The organism is Terriglobia bacterium, assembly GCA_036496425.1.
In the GTDB taxonomy this organism is placed as follows: Bacteria; Acidobacteriota; Terriglobia; order 20CM-2-55-15; family 20CM-2-55-15; genus 20CM-2-55-15.
Window position 1 is genome coordinate 55987 of record DASXLG010000070.1, and the last position, 18297, is coordinate 74283.

The following is an 18297-nucleotide window of genomic DNA, read 5'->3' on the forward strand; positions in this document are numbered from 1 at the left end:
GCCTCTTGTGTTCCTTCCCTGTTTCCTCTGCATCTTAGACCTCCGAAAGAACCTTATCGCTGTCGCCGATCGACTTCACCGGGATATCGTTGCGGTCGAAGATCGTCAGCAACAGGTTGGCGTGCCGCGAATCCTGCGGATACTTCAGATGCTGGCCGCCTTTGATCTTGCCGTGCGCATGGCCGAGCAGAGCCGAGGGCAGCGGATCGTTGTTGTGGCGGTCGCTGTTGCTCATATTGCTGCCGAACAGGATCGTCGAGTGATCGAGAATAGTGCCGTCGCCTTCCTGTGCCGCCGCGATGTGCTTGATAAATCCGGCAAACACTTCGGTGTGGTACTTCTGGATCTGGACCAGCTTATCCATTTTTTGCGGATTGTTTCCGTGATGCGACAGAGGATGGAAACCCTCGGCGATGCCGAGGTTCGTGTAGGTGCGCATGCTGGCTTCGCGATCCATCGACATCGTGATGATGCGGGTAATGTCGGCCTGGAACGCGAGCGACATCAGATCGAACATCAGCTTGAAATGTTCGGTGATGTCGTTGGGCGTGCCGACCGGTGCATCGGGAATGTTCAGTGCCGCGGTGTCCTGTTTCTCCGCCATCTGGACGCGGCGCTCGATCTCGCGAACCGAATCAAGGTAGTCGCCCACCACAACGCGGTCACGCGCGCCGAGGCCGGCCTGCAATCGTTTGGCTTGCGCCTGCACACGGTCCAGAATGCTGTCGGTTTCGTGCAGAATTTCCGCGCGTTCTTTATCGGTGTCGCCCTGGCCGAATAGTTTCTGGAACACCGCGCGGGGATTGCCTTCCTGCGGCAGCGACTGCGTCGGCGTCCGCCAGGACAATCGGGCGCCTCCTTGAGCGGTCGTGAGTTCCAGCGACGGCAGCCGCGTATCCTGACCGACGTAGCGCACCAGCATCTGATCGGCGGTAACGCCGGCATCCTTACCGGCAACGCCCATATCCCAAGGCTTCACACAGCTTAACCACGTCTGCTCGATGTAGGCGTGGGGCTCCGGCGTTTCTCCCTGTTTGTTGCGCAAACCCGACACGATGGTCAGGTGCTGTCGATACGGCGCCAACGGCTCGAGAATCGGCGACATCTCGTAGGCCGTGCCGGTCTCCTTCGGCGACCAGTGATCCATGATTGCGCCGTGGGGAAATCCGATAAACGCGAACCGTTTCGGCGTTGAACCGGCGGCCGTGGCTGCCCACGCAGTGGCGGCAGGACTCATCGCATCCAGGAGCGGCAGCCCGATCGTGGCTCCGATGCCCTTCAATACCGTGCGTCTCGAAATATGCTTCTTGTCGATAAACATGACGTATCTCCCCTATCGAAGATTGCTTATTTGCTCGCTACCTTACTCGCAACTGCCGAGGTCTGAGGCACGCGGCGCATTCTGAACTGGTCGCTCCGGACGATCGCCTGAACGATCGTCGAGAATTTGTAGTTATCTTTGGACGCGTCGCGGACAATCCGCCGGACGGTCGGCATGTCGTAGTACTGGACGGTGCGCCCGCTTGCATACATCAACAAGCGTTCGGTAAACGTCTGCACAAACTGGTCGGGCCGCTTCAACAGCGCATTGCGCAGATCGTCGGGCCCTTTTAGCGGTGTACCGTCGGGCAACTGACCCGCGGAATCAATCACAGTTCCCGCATAACGATCGCGATCCCGCCACATGCCGGTCGCGTCGAAGTTTTCGAGCGCAAAGCCGAGCGGATCCATGATTGCATGACAGGATGAACAGGCCGCGCTCGACCGGTGCTTCGCCATCATCTCGCGGACGGTCAGCGCCTTCGTGGTGCCGATATCTTTTTCATCGAGCGTGGGGACGTTGGGCGGCGGGTTTGCAGGCGGCACACCTTCGATGTACTGAAGGATGAACTTGCCGCGCAAGACCGGCGAGGTTCGATTCGGATAAGCAGCCGCCATCAGCACGGCGCCTTTACCGAGCAGGCCCCAGCGCACGGAATCCTTCAATTCGACGCGCTGAAAACGATCGCCTTTGATGTCGGTAATCCCGTAGTGGAGTGCAAGATGCTCGTTCACGAAGGTGTGGCTTGCCTTCAACAAATCAACGACGCTGCGATCTTCCCTGAAGATGCTGTCGGAAAACAGTGTCAGTTCGGTCTTGAAATCCTGACGCGGATCGGCCCGGCCGGAGGCATATGGAAAGACATTCTGGTCCGGAACGATCTCGTCCAGACGCTTCATCTCGAGCCATTGTTGTACAAAATTGCTGGCCAGCGTCTCGGAACGCGGATCGGCCAGCATCCGTTTGACCTGCTTGTCGAGCGTGGCCGGATCGCTGAGTTTGTTCTTCACCGCAAGGTCCAGCAGTTCGTCATCGGGAATCGTATTCCAAAGGAAGAACGATAGCTTCGACGCGAGTTCGAGATCGTCAACCTTATAAGTCTCACCCGCCCGCACGGCTGCGGGTATGCGTTCCGCGCGATACAGGAAGAAGGGACTCGCAAGAACGCCGGTAATTGCGGTCCGGATACCGTTCTCGAAGTTGCCACCCTTTACGCCGTCCTGGTAATACTGAAGAATCTCAGTCACATCTTCATCGGTAACCGGCCGCCGGTATGCGCGCTTCGCGAGAGATGCAATGATCTGTCTGGCGCAGGCCGCCTGGACGTCCGGCTTGGCGTCATTCGCCGGATGGCAGATGAAGATGCGGTCGCGGCTGGGAGTCGCTCCAACGCCTTTGGCGTTGTACGGCCCAAGCAGTTGGAACGAGTTCACGCGGTACATCCGATCCTGCCCGCCGCCGGGTACGAACATCTGCAACCGGTCGTCGGACTCGGCAAACGTCTTCCGTTTGAATGCCACGCCGATCTTGTGCGGCCCCGCAGGCGCGGTGAATCGGATATTCTTCAGGCGTGCATTGACGCGGTCGAGCGCTCCGCTCTGCACCTGATCGTAGGCCTTCATGTCTTCTTCGCCGCCGATCACCGTCTGGTAAACCTGCTTGTTGTCGAGCGTGACCACCAGCGGATTCTCGTACTCCATGCCGTTGCCCCAGATATGGGTAGCCATGTCCGCAATGTTGATCACGTATTCGCCGTCGGAGGGCAGATCCACATTTGCCAGAATGCCGCCGCGCGTACCGAGCGGCAGCCCCGCCACGTGCGTGTATTGCGTGCCGGAGGTTGCGCGGAACGTCCAGCCCGAAGGCCTTGCGTCCGGCCGCCCCATCGCTTCCACCGCTACGGAGCGCGCTGCGCTGACGTACTGTTCGATGAACGATGGAGAGACCTGCAATGCGGTCGCAATGTTGTCGAAGCCTTCGGCGGTGTCATCCTGCGGCAGGAGTGCGTTACCGTCGACATCGACAGCCAGCAGATCCCGTACGGCATTGGCGTATTCCTTGCGGTTGAGGCGGTGCAGCACGATCTGATCGGGAATATGCATCTGACCTTCGGCATGGTCGAGAGAAGTCTCGAGCCATCCCACCAGCGAATCGACGGCCGCGGCGTCCGGCTGCTTCGAGCCCGGCGGAGGCATGACGCGGCCACGCAGCTTGCGTACAGCTTTCTCGAACAGTTCCGGATGCTGAGTAACACTCGCCGCCGTAATCCCTTCGAAGCTGACGCCGCCCGTCTTCGCGCGGTCGTTATGGCAACCGGCGCAGTACGTTTGGATGGTCGCGAGTTGCGCGTCGCCGGCCGCAGCTTGAGCCGCGGATTGCGCGGGCGAGGCAGTGAACACGCCGGCCGCGGACGCGATGAGAATTCCGGCCAGCGCAATGGCAACCGTCGGTGCGATTCGATTCTTTGTCATATTAAGGTTAGGCATCGGGTGACAAATAAGCCCACAGACTCTCGAACGCCCGGCGAACGAATTCATCGGGGTTCCCCATCTGAGCATCAAATTCCTTCGTTGGCTTCGCCGCCACGGCTTCGCCTGGGCCGCGCCCACGATTCAACAGCTGACTGAGGCGGCCGTATATCGTGCTGTACATCTCGGCCTGCTTCTTGAGGTCTTCGAGGCTCAGCACGGGACCGCGGGCAGGAACGATTTTGGTGTCGGCATTAGCCAGGGTTTGCAGGCGTTCGATGCCGCCCACGATGCCGCCGATCCATCCGCCGGTCCAATAATCGATCTCCGGCCAGCCCTCGCCTGTCGCCACATCCCCTATTGCCAACACATTCTGCTTCGGGAAATAAACGTACATGTCGCCGTCGGTGTGCGCCGCGTCGGGAACGTAGCCATAGCGGACGCCGGAATCGAGGCTGCCGGTCGTATAGAAAGTCTTGTTTGGCTGCGCCACCTTCGGGAACTTCTTGAACTGCCGCCCGTTCCACGGCCAGGTGATGTTCTGCGTCAGCCAGAGCCGCGTGTTCTCGTGGGCAATGATCGTGGCGCCGGCCTTGCCGAGCCGCTCATTCGAGCCGGTCTGCTCAGGGTGCCAGTGCGTATTAAATAAGGTGTGGATTTTGCCGGCGCCGGGCAGCGCGGCCACGGCTTTCATGATCGCATCCGAACCGGCCGTGGAGCCGCCGTCGACAAGCAGAACGCCATCGGCTCCCGTCTGGGCGATGACATTGGCTTGTCCGGGGATCCGCAAAACGAACAAATCGTCGCTTAATTTCAGCGGTCCCGGGTCTTGAGCAAGCCCGCGCAGGACCGGTGCGCCCAGAACGATTCCGGCCGCACCTCCGATCGCTGCTTTCAGTATTTCCCGGCGTGAATGATGACAGCTGACCTTCTCCTGATCCATCTCGGTTTCGTCCTGTCTGGTATTAGGTAACCTTATATCAGGATTCGGGTTAGAAGAACATCAAATTAAAGGCCGGAAAGGATGCTTTCACCTCCGCTGATGGTGCACTGGCCCGCTGACGGCTCGACCTGAAGCTTGTCCACGACGCCGTTTTTGACGATCATCGCGAAGCGCTGTCCGCGCGTCCCCATGCCGAAGCCGGAAGCGTCCAATTCGAGACCCAGGGCCTTGGTGTATGCCGCGTTACCATCGGCCAGCATCAGAACCTTGCCGTCGGCGCCCGCGCCCTTCCCCCAGGCATCCATCACGAACACGTCATTCACCGCCAGGCACGCAATTGTGTCCACACCCTTGGTTTTGATTGCCGGCGCATTCTGTACAAACCCGGGCAGGTGTGTCTTCGAACAGGTGGGCGTGAATGCGCCCGGCACCGAAAATAAAACGACGGTTTTGCCATTGAACAAATCGTCCGTCGAAATCGATCCCGGGCCTGCGGTGTTCATAACTCCGAAACTGCCGGATGGAACCTTGTCACCAACTTTAATTGCCATATCTATCCTCCCTAAATGACTTAATGAATTTGCGCAAACATCATATGGTACAGTTTGCCGCGAAATGTTCAACATCAGATCCATCGATCATCTCGTCCTTCGCGTCGTGGATCTGGAGAGGATGCTCGATTTCTACGTCAACGTGATCGGTTGTTCGACAGAAAAGATCCAGGAAGAACTCGGCCTGTATCAGCTTCGGGCAGGCAACTCTCTGATCGATTTCATTCCCGTCGACGGCCCGCTGGGTAAGGCCGGCGGAGCCGCACCCGGTCCCGAAGGACGAAACCTCGATCACTTTTGCCTCCGCATCGAACCATTTGATGGAGACGAGATTCTAAAGTACCTGCGCGGCAAAGGAATCGATCCAGGAAAGGTAGAGTCCCGCTATGGCGCCGACGGCGACGGCCCATCCGTTTACGTGAGCGATCCGGAAGGCAACGTCGTCGAGTTGAAGGGACCACCGTTTTAGCCACAAATTACGCCAATTAATTCGCGTAATTTGCGCAATTTGCGGCTATCCTGACTTGCATTGTGAAAGCGTTCCTTATATTGGCCGCTCTGCTGCTGCCGATTGCAGCCCAGCAAACGACTCTCGACAAGACGATCGAGGGCCAGCTCAAGCGGGTGTTCCCTTCCGCCACGTCGTTTTCGGCGAAGCAGACCAGTCCGGTTCCTCACTACGTCGCATACACCGGGAATCCCGGCTCACAAACCGTCGCGGGCTACGTTTTCTGGACCACCGAGTTGGAACCGCTCGAACGCGGATATGATGGCCCGATCAAGATCCTGGTGGGCCTGGACAATACAGCGCACCTGACCGGGGTTTTTGTCGCCGAACACCACGAGCCTTACGGCTATTTTTCCGTCGAACCTCCGGAGTTCGCCCGGCAATTTGTAGGCAAAGACATACGGGATCCGTTCAAAGTGGGCGCCGACGTCGCGGCCGTCTCGCGCGCTTCGATTTCCATCAACAGCTCGTCCCGCGCCATTCGAAACGGCGCGCGTCGCGTTGCTCGAGCACTCTTGACACCCCCGGGGACAGGCAAGTGAAGTCTGCCGCGGCGCGGTTCCTCTTGATTGCTGCTTTGCTGATGGCAATGACTCCTCGTCTTATCGCGGCGCAGCAATGGAATTTCTCCGATGACGATGCCGCGCCGACCTGGATGGACGACCTCAAAGCTCAGGCCGTGGATCTGACGCTGTTCACGGCATTCGCGGCGCTGGCGCTGACCAGCTTTTTCAGGAAGAGCGAAAAGCTGAAGTGGATCACGATGGGCATCGCCGTGATCTACCTGGGTTTCTTTCGAAGCCAACTGATCACCGTCGTCAACATCTTCGGACTTACGGTGTGGAACCTGCCGGACTTCAGACACAACCTGACCTGGTACCTGTTCGCTAGCTTCACCCTTGTGACGACGGTCCTGTGGGGACGGGTGTACTGCGGGCGGGTCTGCGCATTCGGCGCCATGACGCAGCTCATGGATAAGGTCGTTCCGCAAAAACTGCGCATCGAATTACCGAGGGCGCTCGAGCAGCGCGCGAATTACATCAAGTACGGCCTGCTCGGAAGCACGGTGCTGTATTTCCTGATCACGCGGGATATCTCGATCTACAGATACGTCGAACCGTTCTGGATGTTCTCGCTCCAGGCTCGCGTGGGAATGTGGGTAGGGCTGGCTGTACTCTTGACCGCAACCGTATTCGTGAGGAATCTGTACTGCCGGTTTCTCTGCCCGGTCGGAGCATTTCTCGGGCTCGTTTCCAACCTGACGGTTTTCCGCATCAAGCGCTGGGGGGAATGCAACTCCTGCAAGATCTGCGAAAAGACCTGCGAATGGGGCGCGATCCGCGGCCCGAAGATTGTCGCCAGCGAATGCGTCCGCTGTGACGATTGCGAACGGCTGTATATGGATGAGGCGAAGTGCCCGCACTGGCTGATATTGAAGAGGAAGGCCGCGAAAGTGGCTTCGCAGCATTAATTTGATTGGCGTGGTTGAACATGGTGTGTGAGCGACCCCCTGCCGCCGCTTCGCGGCGGCAGGGGGTCGCTCACACACCATGTTTATTTCTCCTCCCCGCTCTTCAGCACCTCGCACTCTCCGTAGTACTGTTCCGGACTCGAGGTAAATCCCGGCAGCGAGATGTCGGTGTACTCATGCCGCGAATGCATGGCCTTGAGCTTTCCACCCGCCGTCTTTTTCTCCAGAACCGTGGTGATGTAAAGCTGCCCGTCGAGAAACGATTGAATGAAGTGCAGGTAGCCGTTCGCATAGCGCACCACGATGTCGTACTCTCCCAGACCGCTCTGGAGAGCGGCGGTTCCTCCTTCGGCGTCGATCGCATCGAACTGCAAAACAAGGCTCGCCGGTTGTACTTTGGCCTCAGGTTTCTCACGTCCCCAGGTTCCGACAGCCATCAGCGGAAACGTGCACTTGATGCTTTTGACACCGGCCAATAACGGCTTCTCGGTCTGCGCACCAGAGGAACGGTACGGCACCAGCAACAAGACTGCACAGATTATGAAGAGGACCACCGTGCGGTTCAGGAACATGAATACTCCTTTATTACGGCTGCGCGCTATCGCGCTTGCGCTTCGCCTATTACGGCTGCGCGCTATCGCGCTTGCGCTTCGCCTATTATGGCGCGTCGGTCGGCTTGGCGAGCATTGTCAGGCGCCCTTTGATGCCCGGGGATACCAGCACTTCGTTTTTCGAACTGACGATCACGGCATCCACGCCGGGCGTCCGTTGGACCAGCGCCATGCCGGCCTCGGGGCCGAGAATGAAAACACCCTTCGATAACCCGTCGGCCATTGTCGCGCTGTTGGCAACAATCGTCACGCTGCGGCAGCCCATCGCGGGCTCACCTGTCGCCGGATCGATGATGTGATGATACCGCCGGCCGTTCCGGACAAATGACCGCGCATAATCGCCGGACGTGCTGAACGTGCTGTCGGACAAGTCGATCTGCGCGAAGATCTGATTCTGCGGGCCGCGCGGGTCCTGGATGCCGAGCCGCCACATGTGGTTGTCTTCAAGACCCGCAGCATACATGTCGCCGCCGAACTGCACGATGAAGTCGTGGAATCCCCGGCGTTTGAGAATGTCGCTGGCGCGATCGACGGCATACCCTTTTCCGATTCCGCCGAGGTTCACGGTCATTCCCTTCCCCTCGATGAACGCCGTTCCGGCGGCATCGTCAACCACGACCTTCCGGTAGTCGATGAGTTTTCGCTTGCGCGCGATTTCTGCAGGAGCCGGAATCGTATCGTCCTTGTTCTGGTAATCGAATTTCCAGAGGTCCGACAAGGCGCCCCACGTGATATCGAATTTTCCCTCTGTCAACTCGCTGAGTTGATGCGCCGACCGCAGCACCTCGCGGAGCTCGGGCGCCACGCGGACGGGGTGCAACCCGGCGGCCGCGTTCAATTGTTCGACGTCGCTGGTTTTCAGCCAGTTGCTCAGCAGTCCTTCGAGCCGGTTCATTTCGTTGAACACGGCTTCGAAGGCGGCATTGGCGCCGGCTTCATCCGCGGTCCAGGCCTGAAGGTGAAGCTCTGTTCCCATCGAGGCGAAGGTTCGCTCGACGAGGTGCGCGGCGGGTTTTGGAGGTGATGGTGTCTTCGTGCAGGCGGCAAGAAGAAACAGGAAAGCCAGCCGCAGATTACGCGGATGACGCAGATGGGGCGCCACCAGGTTCATTTAATGCGCCCCATCTGCGTCATCCGCGTAATATGCGGCTGGCCTTACAAACTCAGGCGGCCGGTGCTGTGTCCGATCTGTTCCAGTTCAACGTTCGCCAGGTCCGCCACGGCAAGCAGCAGATTTGCGGTAGGCTCTTTGTTTTCGACGGCAATATGCCGATTCCCTTTCAGCCGGCCGTTCGCTCCGCCGATCAGGGCAGCCGGAGGCGTGTTGCGATCATGCGCGTTGCCGTTGCTCATACCGCTGCCGAAGTAAATGACGGCGCGATCGAGCAGGTTGCCGTCGCCATCCGGAGTCGCTTGCAGCTTAGCGATGAACTCCGCGAGTTTCTGCGCGTGATAGGTGGTGATTCTCGCGTACTTCTCGATGTTTTCCGGCTTGTCTCCGTGATGCGAGACCGGATGATGCGGCTCGGGAATGCCGATATGAGCGTAACTGCGGCTGCTTCCCTCATGGCCGACCATAAAGGTAAAGACGCGCGAAATGTCGCCTTGAAACGCGAGGCGCATCAGGTCATAGGTCACCGTCATGTGCTCGTCGAAGGTGTCCGGAATTCCGAGCGGCGCCGCTGCGCCCTCTGGAACCGCGGCGGCGCGAGCTTCCATGCGATCGAGTTGCTGTTCGACGTCGCGGATATTGGACAGGTACTGCTCCAGGATGGCATTGTCCGCCGGCCCGAGTTTCTTCCGCATGGCGGCGGTTTCGCTGGCGATCGAATCCAGCATGCTCAGTTTCTCTTTCAGGTTCGCCAGCCGCTTGCGCGAAGAACCGGCTTCGCCGAACATACGCTCGAACGTGACGCGCGGATTGATATCCATCGGCAGCGGGCTCGTATCGTCGCGCCAGGAGACGGCGTTGAAGAAGACGCAGGGATAGCCATCGCAGGCGCCGGCCGACGTGCCCATGTCTTCCGTGCCGACCTGCAGCGAGCGCATCGGCGTATCGTCGGCAATTCCATCGGCAATGAATTGATCGACGGTCTTCTTGGACCGGATCACGGTGTACTCGGCCTGCTTCGTCAGCGGACCGACTCCGTTCAACCATGCCGCGCTGGCTCCCATGTGGACGCCGCCATTCTCGGGATTGCCGTCGGGCGCCTTCATCTTGCTCACAGTGACCACATAGTTCCGATAGGGCTCGAGCGGCTTCATGATCGGCTTGAACTCGAAGTCGCTGCCGACCTTGTCCGGATGCCACAACTGCGGATAGATCCCGTTCGGCACGTAAACCGCGCCAAAGCGGAACGGCCGCACTCTGGACTGAGCGGATAGCGCAGGTGTCATGGCGTCAAGAAAAGGCAGAGCGACCGCTGTCCCGAAGGCGCCGCGAAGGAAGGTACGGCGGTCGATATGTTTCTTTGTGATGATCATAGGGATGGCTCCTGTTTCCAACTGGACTCTATTGGATTTAATTCGCATTTTCATCCGTTTTCACCCTCATCTGGAACGGAGAGCTCTGGATGATTCCCAGAATAATGGATTGCATCGGATAGCTATTCTTTGCGGCGCTTCTCATGATGCTCCGCACCACCGGCATATCGACCGGCTCGAGCCCGCGGCCCAGCGCATAGATCATCAGCTTTTCCGTTACCGTTCCGACGAACACTTCCGGACGCGCCAGGATCGCTTTGCGCAGCGCCACCGGTCCATCGACAGGAGTGCCGTCGGCAAGCACGCCGGCAGAATCGATTTTCAGGCCGTCTTTTGTGGCGGTCTCCCACTTTCCGACCGCGTTGAAGTTCTCCAGCGCAAACCCGACCGGATCGATATTGCGATGACACGCGCCGCACACTGGATTCGCGCGGTGCAGCTCGAGCTGCTGGCGAACCGTGGTCGGGCGGTCCTTGGCTGCGCTCGCTTCGAGCGCCGGCACGTTGGGCGGCGGAGGCAGCGGAGGCGTATTCAGGAAATTCGAAATGATGAACTTCCCGCGCAGAACCGGCGACGTACGATTCGCGGCCGAGGTCAATGCCAGGAGACTGCCCTGTCCGAGCAGGCCGCGGCGGTTGGGATCGGTCAAGGTCACACGGCGGAAGCGCGAGCCGTACACGTTCGGGATTCCGTAGTGGCGCGCGAGCCGCTCGTTTACGAATGTGTAGTCGGCATCCAGCAGATCGAGCACGCTGTGGTTTTCGCGCACGATGCTGGTAAAGAATAATTCCGTTTCGCGCCGGAACGCCTGGCGGACGTTGTCGTCGAAATCCGGAAACATCAACAGGTCGGGAGTCACCTTGTCCAGATTGCGAAGCTGCAGCCACTGCCCGGCGAAGCCGGTCATCAGGCTGTCCGCGCGCTCGTCCGCAATCATGCGATGGACCTGCGCTTCAAGAACACGCGGGTCGTGCAGGCGGCCGGCGGCGGCCAGGTTCAGGAGTTCGTCGTCCGGGAAGCTGCTCCACAGGAAAAAGGAAAGCCGCGATGCCAGTTCGATATCGGTGATGCGATGCGGCGCGCCCGGCAGCAGCGCGGCCGGATCTTCTTCCGAACGGAAGACGAAGGCCGGGCTCGCCAGAATCCGGGCAAGTCCCGCGCGAATGCCGGCGTCGAAGTCGCCGCCGTTCTTGCGAGCGTTGCTGTAGAAATCCATCGGCGCCTTCACATCGGCCGGCGTGACCGGCCGGCGGAATGCACGGCGCGCCACGGTCGATAGAATGGTATTGGCGCAGGCGGCCTCTTTAACGGTTGCCGACGGCTTGCAGACGAACAGCCGTTTGCGCGAAGGCGTGTCGCTGACGCCGGTAACGTTGTACGGCCCCTGAATGTTTCCGGTGCGCAGTCTCGGAATGCCCGAAGGATTGTGCGCTTCGAGGCTGTCCCGCAGCACCGGCTGCCACACGTTCTGCTCCTGCGCCGGACGCTCGATGAATGTAAATCCAATCTCGTGGGAACCGGCGGTCACCGCGAGGCGCGGCGAAATCATCCGCCTATTGATCTCTTCGCGCGAAATCACGATATTCTTCGAGCTCGACTCGTGGTCGTCCTTGCCGCCGATCGGCACGGTGAAAACCTGCTCTCCATCGACAGTGACGATGAACTGATGCGGCGTCTCCTGGCCTTCGACTCCGACATAGCCTTCGGCCACCGTATCCAGCAGCCGGCCGTAGAACACATATTCGCCATCCGCCGGGAAATCATAATGAACCAGCATGCCGCCCCGCGTACCGAGCGGCAGTCCCTCGATGTGCTGGCCCTGCGTTACCGTGGTCGGGAGCGTGAACGACGCCGTTCCCGGATCGGCTTCGGCATCGCCGACCGCCTTTTCGCTGATCTCCAGCGCGGCGCTGAGGTAGCGCTCCAGCAGAAGAGGCGAGGTCGGCAGCGCTGTCGCGATATTGTCGAACCCGAAATCGCCACCGTCGCTCGGCAGATACTCGGCGGCATCTATTTTGATATCGAGAAGATCGCGAATGGCGTTCGCGTATTCGGTCCGGTTCAGACGATGCAGGACATACCGTCCCGGATTGCTGTTCTTGGCGGCGGCCGCATCGAGGCTGGTGATCAGCGTGGAACGAAAATTATTCAGTTCGCCGGTTCCGGGAGTCGGAGAATTTCGCGGAGGCATCGAGCCGACGCCGAGTTTCTTGACGACCCGTTCCCAGACCGCCGCATCGGCGCCCGGATCTTTGAGGTTCGCCTTGTCCAGAATGAGCGGCGCGCCGGCCGGCGTCTTCGATTTCTCGTTGTGGCAGGTGACGCAGTACTTGTTCACCATCTCCTGATACGCGGCGGGATCCTTTGCTTGAGCCAAACCGGAGGTCGCCAGAGCAAGAGCGGCGAAGGCGAAGAGAAGAAAGGCGCAACTCAATCGTCGTGAGCGACATTCCCCGCCTTTCCAAGGCGGGGTGGCTGCGCCATCAGTAAATATCCCCAGTCCTTGATCGGCGCAGACGGGGCGGTTGGTAACTTCCGACAAAATAAGGTGCGCTTCGCGGCAATTGTCAGGTGGCTTCGCGACATTACTAACCACCCCTACCCCTCCTTGAAAAGGAGGGGAATGCTGCTCCCGCTTTCTCATTGCGCCTCTCCAGCAGCAGGCGCAGCCGCAGCAGGCGGCAATCCCATCAATTGCCGCAAAAGTTTCGCGACATCCTGAGACGAAGCCGCTCCACGTCCGCCACGGCCGCGTGCTGCTCCAGCTGCGGGCGGCGCAGTTCCGCGTTCTCCCGCGTCCTTGGCTGCCGGTTTTTTCCCTTCCACAACATCGAGGGCGGTCAGACCGTCCTTGTTCGTGGCTTTGAAATCCACGCCCGCATTGGCAAGCGCGTGGATCATATCGAGATTCCCCACTTGCGCGGCCATCTGCAGCATCGGCGTTCCGTCGGGCCCCTTCGCGTTCGGATTGGCCCCCGCTTTAACGAGCAATGCAAAAGCCTCTTCCGGCTTGCGGCTTCCGGGTTCACGGTACGGTACCGTACCGGAGCGGATGTATCCCGGTCCGCCCGTCATCGCGGGGCCGCGGCCGCCCGTCATCGTGACCATGGCTGGTGTCTTACCGGCGTTCGGATTGCCGCGCTGCCCGCGACCGCCTGCGGCCGCCGCGTCGGCAGGCGGCGCGTCTTTGGGTGGCGCGGGAGGAACCGGGATGATTCTGTCGATATCGATGCCGTGCGCGATCATGACCTTCAAGGTCTCGACGTCCGACTCGACCGCAGCGCGCAAAAACGGCGAATTGTCGAAACGGTCGGTGTTGGGCATCGACGTCGAATGAAACTGGCCTGCGAATGGTTTGTACGGATCGGCGCCGCGCTCGAGCAGGAGCTTCACGAGATCCAATGCGGTCAACGTGTTCGGATGGTTCGGCCGCAGCCTGGAGCCGTCGAAGGCAAACTGGTCGGTGGTGGAATCGCGCATCTCAACGGCTGTGTAGAGCGAGCCGTCGTTGACATCTGCGCCAAAATCCCAGAGCTCCTTCGCGAGATCGAAGCGGTCATTATAGATAGCGATCATCGCGGCGGAGGCGCCGTCACCGTTCTTCAGGTTGAGATCCGCTCCGGCCTGGACAAGCCGCCCGACGACATCTTCATATCCGTTGCGCGCGGCCCACATCAGAGCGGTGAAACCACCGGTGGGATGGTCGGCATTCTTACGTTCGGTGAGCGAGTTCACGTGCGCCTGGAGATTCGGATCGGCGCCGGCTTTGAGCAGCGTGTCGACCACATCGAGGTGATCTTCGGCGGCCGCCCACATCAATGCCGTCTCATGTTGATAGGAATCGGCCGCATTGACATCCACGCCGTGCTCGAGAAACAGGCGGACGGCGGGAACGCTGCCGGCCCGGGCGGAAGCCATCAAGGTGGTCTCGCCTTCCGGATGGGTGCGCTTCGGATCGGCTCCGGCCTTCAGAAACAGTTCGGCCATTTCGGCGTCGCCGGTGCGGCTGGCTTCGAGCAAAGGCGTGATGCCGTAATGGTTCGGGAGATCCGGCTTCGCTCCAGCCTTCAGGAGAAGGCCGGCCATCTCCAGGTCGGAGTTGTGAGCCGCCCAGAGCAGCGGCGTCGAGCCGTCGCCCGAGGTCGCGTTCAGATCCGCATGGGAGGCGATCAGCTTCCGAACAGCCGCAAGATCATCGGATTTCGCAGCATTTGTAATCGAACTGTCCCCGGCGCCGAGGATCACACCAGCCAGCACGGACGCCGAAAAGAGCGCAGCAAGCAAACCCGCAACACGAACCATCGAGCACCTCGAAGTCCTGTAAGTGGTTCTTTTTACTGGCAACATGATAATCCCGAAGCTCAAATAGACACATCAGAAAAAAGCGCAGATTCAACTGGAGAGACCGCAACCAAACTTTTTTAGCCGCAGATGACGCGGATGACGCAGATGGGGGCGCATCATGAAGTTGGTTTTTGCGCCCCCATCTGCGTCATCCGCGTCATCTGCGGCTAAAACCTTTCTCAGGCAGCGCGGGCGGCAGCAGTTCTTTCCGTTTTCCGTGCGCCGCCCAAAAGAGGCAGGACAAATAGATTCGCGAGAATGTCGATGATCGTGCCGAACACCACGACCAGTCCGAAGCGCTGCGTGGGCGGGAAATCGGAAAGGGCGAATATGGCAAAACCCGCGGCGATGATGACGTCCGAATAGACGATTCCGCGCCACTGCTCCTGGCGTCCGGCGACCCATGCCAGCCAGCCCTTCTTCCCATCCCGCTGGGCGCGGCGCACCGCGAAAACCAGGTGGACCATCGAGTCGATCGCCATCCCGATGCAGACATTCGTCGCGGGAGCGGAAATAATATCCACCGGCACATGCAGGAGTCCGACGCCGCCGAGCATACAAAGCGGCACAAGGCCGAGGCTCAGGATCATCGCTGCGGCGACGCGGAGGCTGCGGCCCACGATGAACGCAATGATCGTGAACAAACCGAACAGCCCAAACAAGCCGGTGACGAGGCTCGACGCCACCATCCGGGAGAGCTCGCCTTCCAGCCGATAGGTGTTTCCCACCAGAACCGGCTTGAAGCCTGCACGACGCACCACCGCACGCAGGTCGTTGATGACCTCCACCCTGGGCTTCGTCCGGCCGCGTTCTTCCATCCTCAAATAAAATGCGGCGCGCATCCTGTCGTGCGTCACAAACATGTCCGCCACACTTTCGTGTTTCGGCTCTTCCAGCTTTTTCAGGATGTGCTCCTCGGAAAACAGGAATGCAAGCGGATGCCGCTTCGCTTCGCCAACCAGCACCGGTAGAGATAGCGACGTGCCGACACCTTTGTGTTCTTCAAGAGCGCTTTGCAAATCCCACAGCTTCTCGTAGGTTTCCTTTTTATTCAGCGGACTGCCGTCCGCGGATGCAACAACCAGCGTCAGCGGGTTGGAGCCGCCATTGCGGTCCACATATTCCAGGCCGGTGCGCGGCTCCCGGTTCGGCTTGAAATAGTCGAGCAGGCTGGGATCGGTATCGAGGCGCATTATACCTGTACCCAGAACCATACTTGCGAGTACAACCGCAATGGATAACGGCACGAACCGCCGCTGCCAGAAGCGCGGCGGTTGAGCGGCATTATCGGCCTGCCCGGCGGGCGGTTCCGCCCAGTTCAAGAACGCCGGATACATCGCATAGGCGCAGGCCATCGCGATTACAGTTCCGAGAATTCCGCCAAATCCGAGCTCACGTAACGGCTTGGCCTGCACGAATAACAAACTGCCGAAACCGAGCCCGGCGCAGACCATCGACCAGAACGAGGCCGGAAATGTCATTCGTCTCGCCTCTCCGCCTAGATTCGCCGTTCTCTTTCCCTGCCCGGCCGCCAGCGTCCGCCAGTTGAATGTCATGTAGACGAGATGGGAAAGCGCGACGACAAACACGATCGTGCTGAGATTTGCCGTCAGGACGCCGATTTTCCTCCCGAAGACGGATTGCAGGAGCAAGGTCACGAGGACGGCGCTCGAACAGGTGGCGAACATTCCGATCACGAGCCGCGTCGAGCGGAAGATAATTCCCATCGTGAGGCCGAAGAGAATAACGGCGGTCAGCGTGAAGTAGCGGAAATCGTGTTCCAGGCTTCGCCGGATCAGTTCGACAATGTAAGGCGCGCCCGCAATGTGGATCCGAAAGTCTTTCGCATCATAGCTGCGCACGACGTTCTCTATTGAGAGAATCAGCGGCTCGCTGTCTTTGCCTTGCACAAACACCACGATATTGCTGGATTTGTTGTTATCGGCGATCAGCAGCCGGTGCCAGAACGGGCTTTTCTCCGCTTCCTCAAAATTCTTCGGGCCGTCAGTAAGACTGTGAGCCGACGATACGGAGCGGATGGATTTGATTTTCTCGGTGAGCCGAGCGATCCGTTCCAGATATCGCGGTGAAGAGATGTCGGGTGCGCCTACGCTGATGATGAGTTGCTCGCCCGATGGAAAGAGCTGGTCGATTTTCCTGGATTCCTGAAACTGCGGGTCACTGGTCGAGAAGAAGAAATTCCCGTCCACGTGAGGTTTCAGATCGACGAACACGGCAACGAGGCCAAACAACACGATGGTCAGCCCGATCATCAACCAGTGCGCGGCATGGCGTACGCCGGTTCTGCGCTGCATTCAGAGATTCGCCCCTCTGATATTGAGGCACACCATCGGCCAAAGCCCGGGATCGGCCGGAAACCGTCGTGCGCACAGTTACTTGTCCCAATGCAAATTGTTCGAAATGAAGTCCCGAGGACGATTCAAAAAGCCTCGACCGGGAAGTTTTTCTGTTTTAGTGCAGATTAATTTCGTGAGCTCTCACGGGGGTGGATGTTCCTATTGCGGAAGCCGGTCAAACAGTCGGGAAACCTCGAGGTGAAATCCAGATAAAACCGATCCTCCGTCCAGTGTGTCGGTTTCGCGGAGCACGCGAGCCGGGTGTTCTGAAAAGTGTTCGAAAACGGCGATTGTCCGGGCTACCGGATCGACGATCCAGGCCAGCTTCGTGCCGGATTCGAAATACTCCTTCAGTTTTTGCCGTATCTCCGCGGTTGTATTCGTTTCACTGAGGACTTCAACCGCCAAAGTTGGAGGCAGGGTGGGAATAGGGTCGCGAGGCAACACGCCGCCGGGTAAGTCATGGACACTGACAAAAGCCACGTCCGGCACGCGCACGCGTCCGGATATCATTCGAATCATCCCGTCTGCGCCGCTCACATATCCCAAATTGCGCGATCCGATGAATACATTCAGTTCAGTAAGCAGCCAACCCGCGATCAGCGATTCCAAATACCCCGCAGGCTTCTCCACCAGCGTCCCGTCGATCAATTCGCACAGCCGCTTGTCTCGCTCTACGAAAGCTTGAAGATCCGCTTCGGTCGCCGTTCCAGGCGCGGGATCCATAATGATTCGTTCGAGAGGAATGTCGCCGAGCTGGTGCAACCAGTCCGCCGCATTGTCATACCTGACGTGGGCCATTGACTCCATTATATCTGGATATCTGGGGAATTCCGGGGACAGACACCGAATTCAACGGAAACCCGGAATTCGGTGTCTGTCCCCAGAACTCCCACAAAATCTCTCGGCTTGGAACGTAGAAAATCGGCAAAAGCGCGACAAACGCGACCGCTTTGTCGCGGTTAAGCGTGGATTTTCCCTTAGTTGCCTATGGATGTTGCTGAAACATGCCATCTATGTGGTCGCCCTGCGGAATTCCCAATAAAAGCCAAGCGCGAATGCGGCGATCGCGACAAGCCAAAACAACCAACTGCCAACAAGCGTTCGCAGATCAAATCCAACCTCGACACCGGCAGGCTGCGGATGTCTCCGCATAAACAGAGTGGTCGCGCAGATCACGTATCCGATTGTTGCAAGGATGAAGGTGACGATACCAACCAATGTGGATTTGATATAGCC

The 18297-nt window shown here is 59.2% G+C and carries 15 protein-coding genes; 4 read left to right on the plus strand and 11 right to left on the minus strand.

All coding sequences use genetic code 11. The features are described from left to right. Window positions 1-34 precede the first annotated feature (34 nt). From VGK48_04975 to VGK48_04990, 4 genes are all read right to left on the minus strand, one after another. Window positions 35-1321 (minus strand): DUF1552 domain-containing protein, encoded by a 1287-nt coding sequence (locus VGK48_04975; protein ID HEY2380517.1) that lies wholly within the window; start codon window positions 1319-1321, stop codon window positions 35-37. 26 nt (window positions 1322-1347) lie between these two features. Then, a complete protein-coding gene (locus tag VGK48_04980) occupies window positions 1348-3792 on the minus strand; it encodes a DUF1592 domain-containing protein (protein ID HEY2380518.1) in 2445 nt (814 codons plus the stop codon). A gap of 7 nt (window positions 3793-3799) precedes the next feature. Next, window positions 3800-4732, minus strand: a complete 933-nt coding sequence (locus tag VGK48_04985) for an MBL fold metallo-hydrolase (protein HEY2380519.1) — start codon at window positions 4730-4732, stop codon at window positions 3800-3802. Window positions 4733-4797: 65 nt separating this feature from the next. Further along, complete coding sequence (locus tag VGK48_04990) at window positions 4798-5283, minus strand: peroxiredoxin (GenBank protein HEY2380520.1); 486 nt, start codon at window positions 5281-5283, stop codon at window positions 4798-4800. A 64-nt stretch (window positions 5284-5347) separates the two neighbouring features. Between VGK48_04990 and VGK48_04995 the strand changes: the two genes are divergently transcribed. From VGK48_04995 to VGK48_05005, 3 genes are all read left to right on the plus strand, one after another. Further along, window positions 5348-5752: a VOC family protein gene (locus VGK48_04995; GenBank protein HEY2380521.1), complete on the plus strand. Its 405-nt coding sequence runs from the start codon at window positions 5348-5350 to the stop codon at window positions 5750-5752. Window positions 5753-5814: 62 nt separating this feature from the next. Continuing rightward, window positions 5815-6333, plus strand: a complete 519-nt coding sequence (locus VGK48_05000; GenBank protein HEY2380522.1) for an FMN-binding protein — start codon at window positions 5815-5817, stop codon at window positions 6331-6333. Beyond that, the gene (locus VGK48_05005) at window positions 6330-7262 is read left to right on the plus strand and encodes a 4Fe-4S binding protein (GenBank protein HEY2380523.1); all 933 of its coding nucleotides are present in this window, start codon (window positions 6330-6332) and stop codon (window positions 7260-7262) included. The genes VGK48_05000 and VGK48_05005 overlap by 4 nt, the downstream gene beginning before the upstream one ends. A gap of 83 nt (window positions 7263-7345) precedes the next feature. Here VGK48_05005 and VGK48_05010 read toward each other — a convergent pair whose 3' ends face one another. From VGK48_05010 to VGK48_05040, 7 genes are all read right to left on the minus strand, one after another. After that, on the minus strand, window positions 7346-7834 hold the full coding sequence (locus tag VGK48_05010; GenBank protein HEY2380524.1) for a hypothetical protein: 489 nt from the start codon (window positions 7832-7834) through the stop codon (window positions 7346-7348). Window positions 7835-7919: 85 nt separating this feature from the next. Further along, window positions 7920-8984, minus strand: coding sequence for an FAD:protein FMN transferase (locus VGK48_05015; GenBank protein HEY2380525.1), 1065 nt, complete (start codon window positions 8982-8984; stop codon window positions 7920-7922). Between the two features lie 44 nt (window positions 8985-9028). Beyond that, window positions 9029-10357, minus strand: coding sequence for a DUF1552 domain-containing protein (locus VGK48_05020; protein HEY2380526.1), 1329 nt, complete (start codon window positions 10355-10357; stop codon window positions 9029-9031). Window positions 10358-10394: 37 nt separating this feature from the next. Then, window positions 10395-12734, minus strand: coding sequence for a DUF1592 domain-containing protein (locus tag VGK48_05025; GenBank protein HEY2380527.1), 2340 nt, complete (start codon window positions 12732-12734; stop codon window positions 10395-10397). A 263-nt stretch (window positions 12735-12997) separates the two neighbouring features. Next, on the minus strand, window positions 12998-14659 hold the full coding sequence (locus tag VGK48_05030; GenBank protein HEY2380528.1) for an ankyrin repeat domain-containing protein: 1662 nt from the start codon (window positions 14657-14659) through the stop codon (window positions 12998-13000). A 221-nt stretch (window positions 14660-14880) separates the two neighbouring features. Then, complete coding sequence (locus VGK48_05035; protein HEY2380529.1) at window positions 14881-17016, minus strand: MMPL family transporter; 2136 nt, start codon at window positions 17014-17016, stop codon at window positions 14881-14883. A gap of 201 nt (window positions 17017-17217) precedes the next feature. Continuing rightward, the gene (locus tag VGK48_05040) at window positions 17218-17859 is read right to left on the minus strand and encodes a Uma2 family endonuclease (protein HEY2380530.1); all 642 of its coding nucleotides are present in this window, start codon (window positions 17857-17859) and stop codon (window positions 17218-17220) included. 189 nt (window positions 17860-18048) lie between these two features. Between VGK48_05040 and VGK48_05045 the strand changes: the two genes are divergently transcribed. After that, window positions 18049-18297: hypothetical protein (locus VGK48_05045; protein HEY2380531.1), on the plus strand; the 249-nt coding region annotated here is incomplete at its 3' end.

Bases quoted from the DNA above. Each gene is read 5' to 3' on its own strand.
- VGK48_04975 (HEY2380517.1), bottom strand. From the start codon at position 1,321: ATGTTTATCGACAAGAAGCATATTTCGAGACGCACGGTATTGAAGGGC.
- VGK48_04980 (HEY2380518.1), bottom strand. From the start codon at position 3,792: ATGACAAAGAATCGAATCGCACCGACGGTTGCCATTGCGCTGGCCGGA.
- VGK48_04985 (HEY2380519.1), bottom strand. From the start codon at position 4,732: ATGGATCAGGAGAAGGTCAGCTGTCATCATTCACGCCGGGAAATACTG.
- VGK48_04990 (HEY2380520.1), bottom strand. From the start codon at position 5,283: ATGGCAATTAAAGTTGGTGACAAGGTTCCATCCGGCAGTTTCGGAGTT.
- VGK48_04995 (HEY2380521.1), top strand. From the start codon at position 5,348: ATGTTCAACATCAGATCCATCGATCATCTCGTCCTTCGCGTCGTGGAT.
- VGK48_05010 (HEY2380524.1), bottom strand. From the start codon at position 7,834: ATGTTCCTGAACCGCACGGTGGTCCTCTTCATAATCTGTGCAGTCTTG.
- VGK48_05015 (HEY2380525.1), bottom strand. From the start codon at position 8,984: ATGAACCTGGTGGCGCCCCATCTGCGTCATCCGCGTAATCTGCGGCTG.
- VGK48_05020 (HEY2380526.1), bottom strand. From the start codon at position 10,357: ATGATCATCACAAAGAAACATATCGACCGCCGTACCTTCCTTCGCGGC.
- VGK48_05030 (HEY2380528.1), bottom strand. From the start codon at position 14,659: ATGGTTCGTGTTGCGGGTTTGCTTGCTGCGCTCTTTTCGGCGTCCGTG.
- VGK48_05035 (HEY2380529.1), bottom strand. From the start codon at position 17,016: ATGCAGCGCAGAACCGGCGTACGCCATGCCGCGCACTGGTTGATGATC.
- VGK48_05040 (HEY2380530.1), bottom strand. From the start codon at position 17,859: ATGGCCCACGTCAGGTATGACAATGCGGCGGACTGGTTGCACCAGCTC.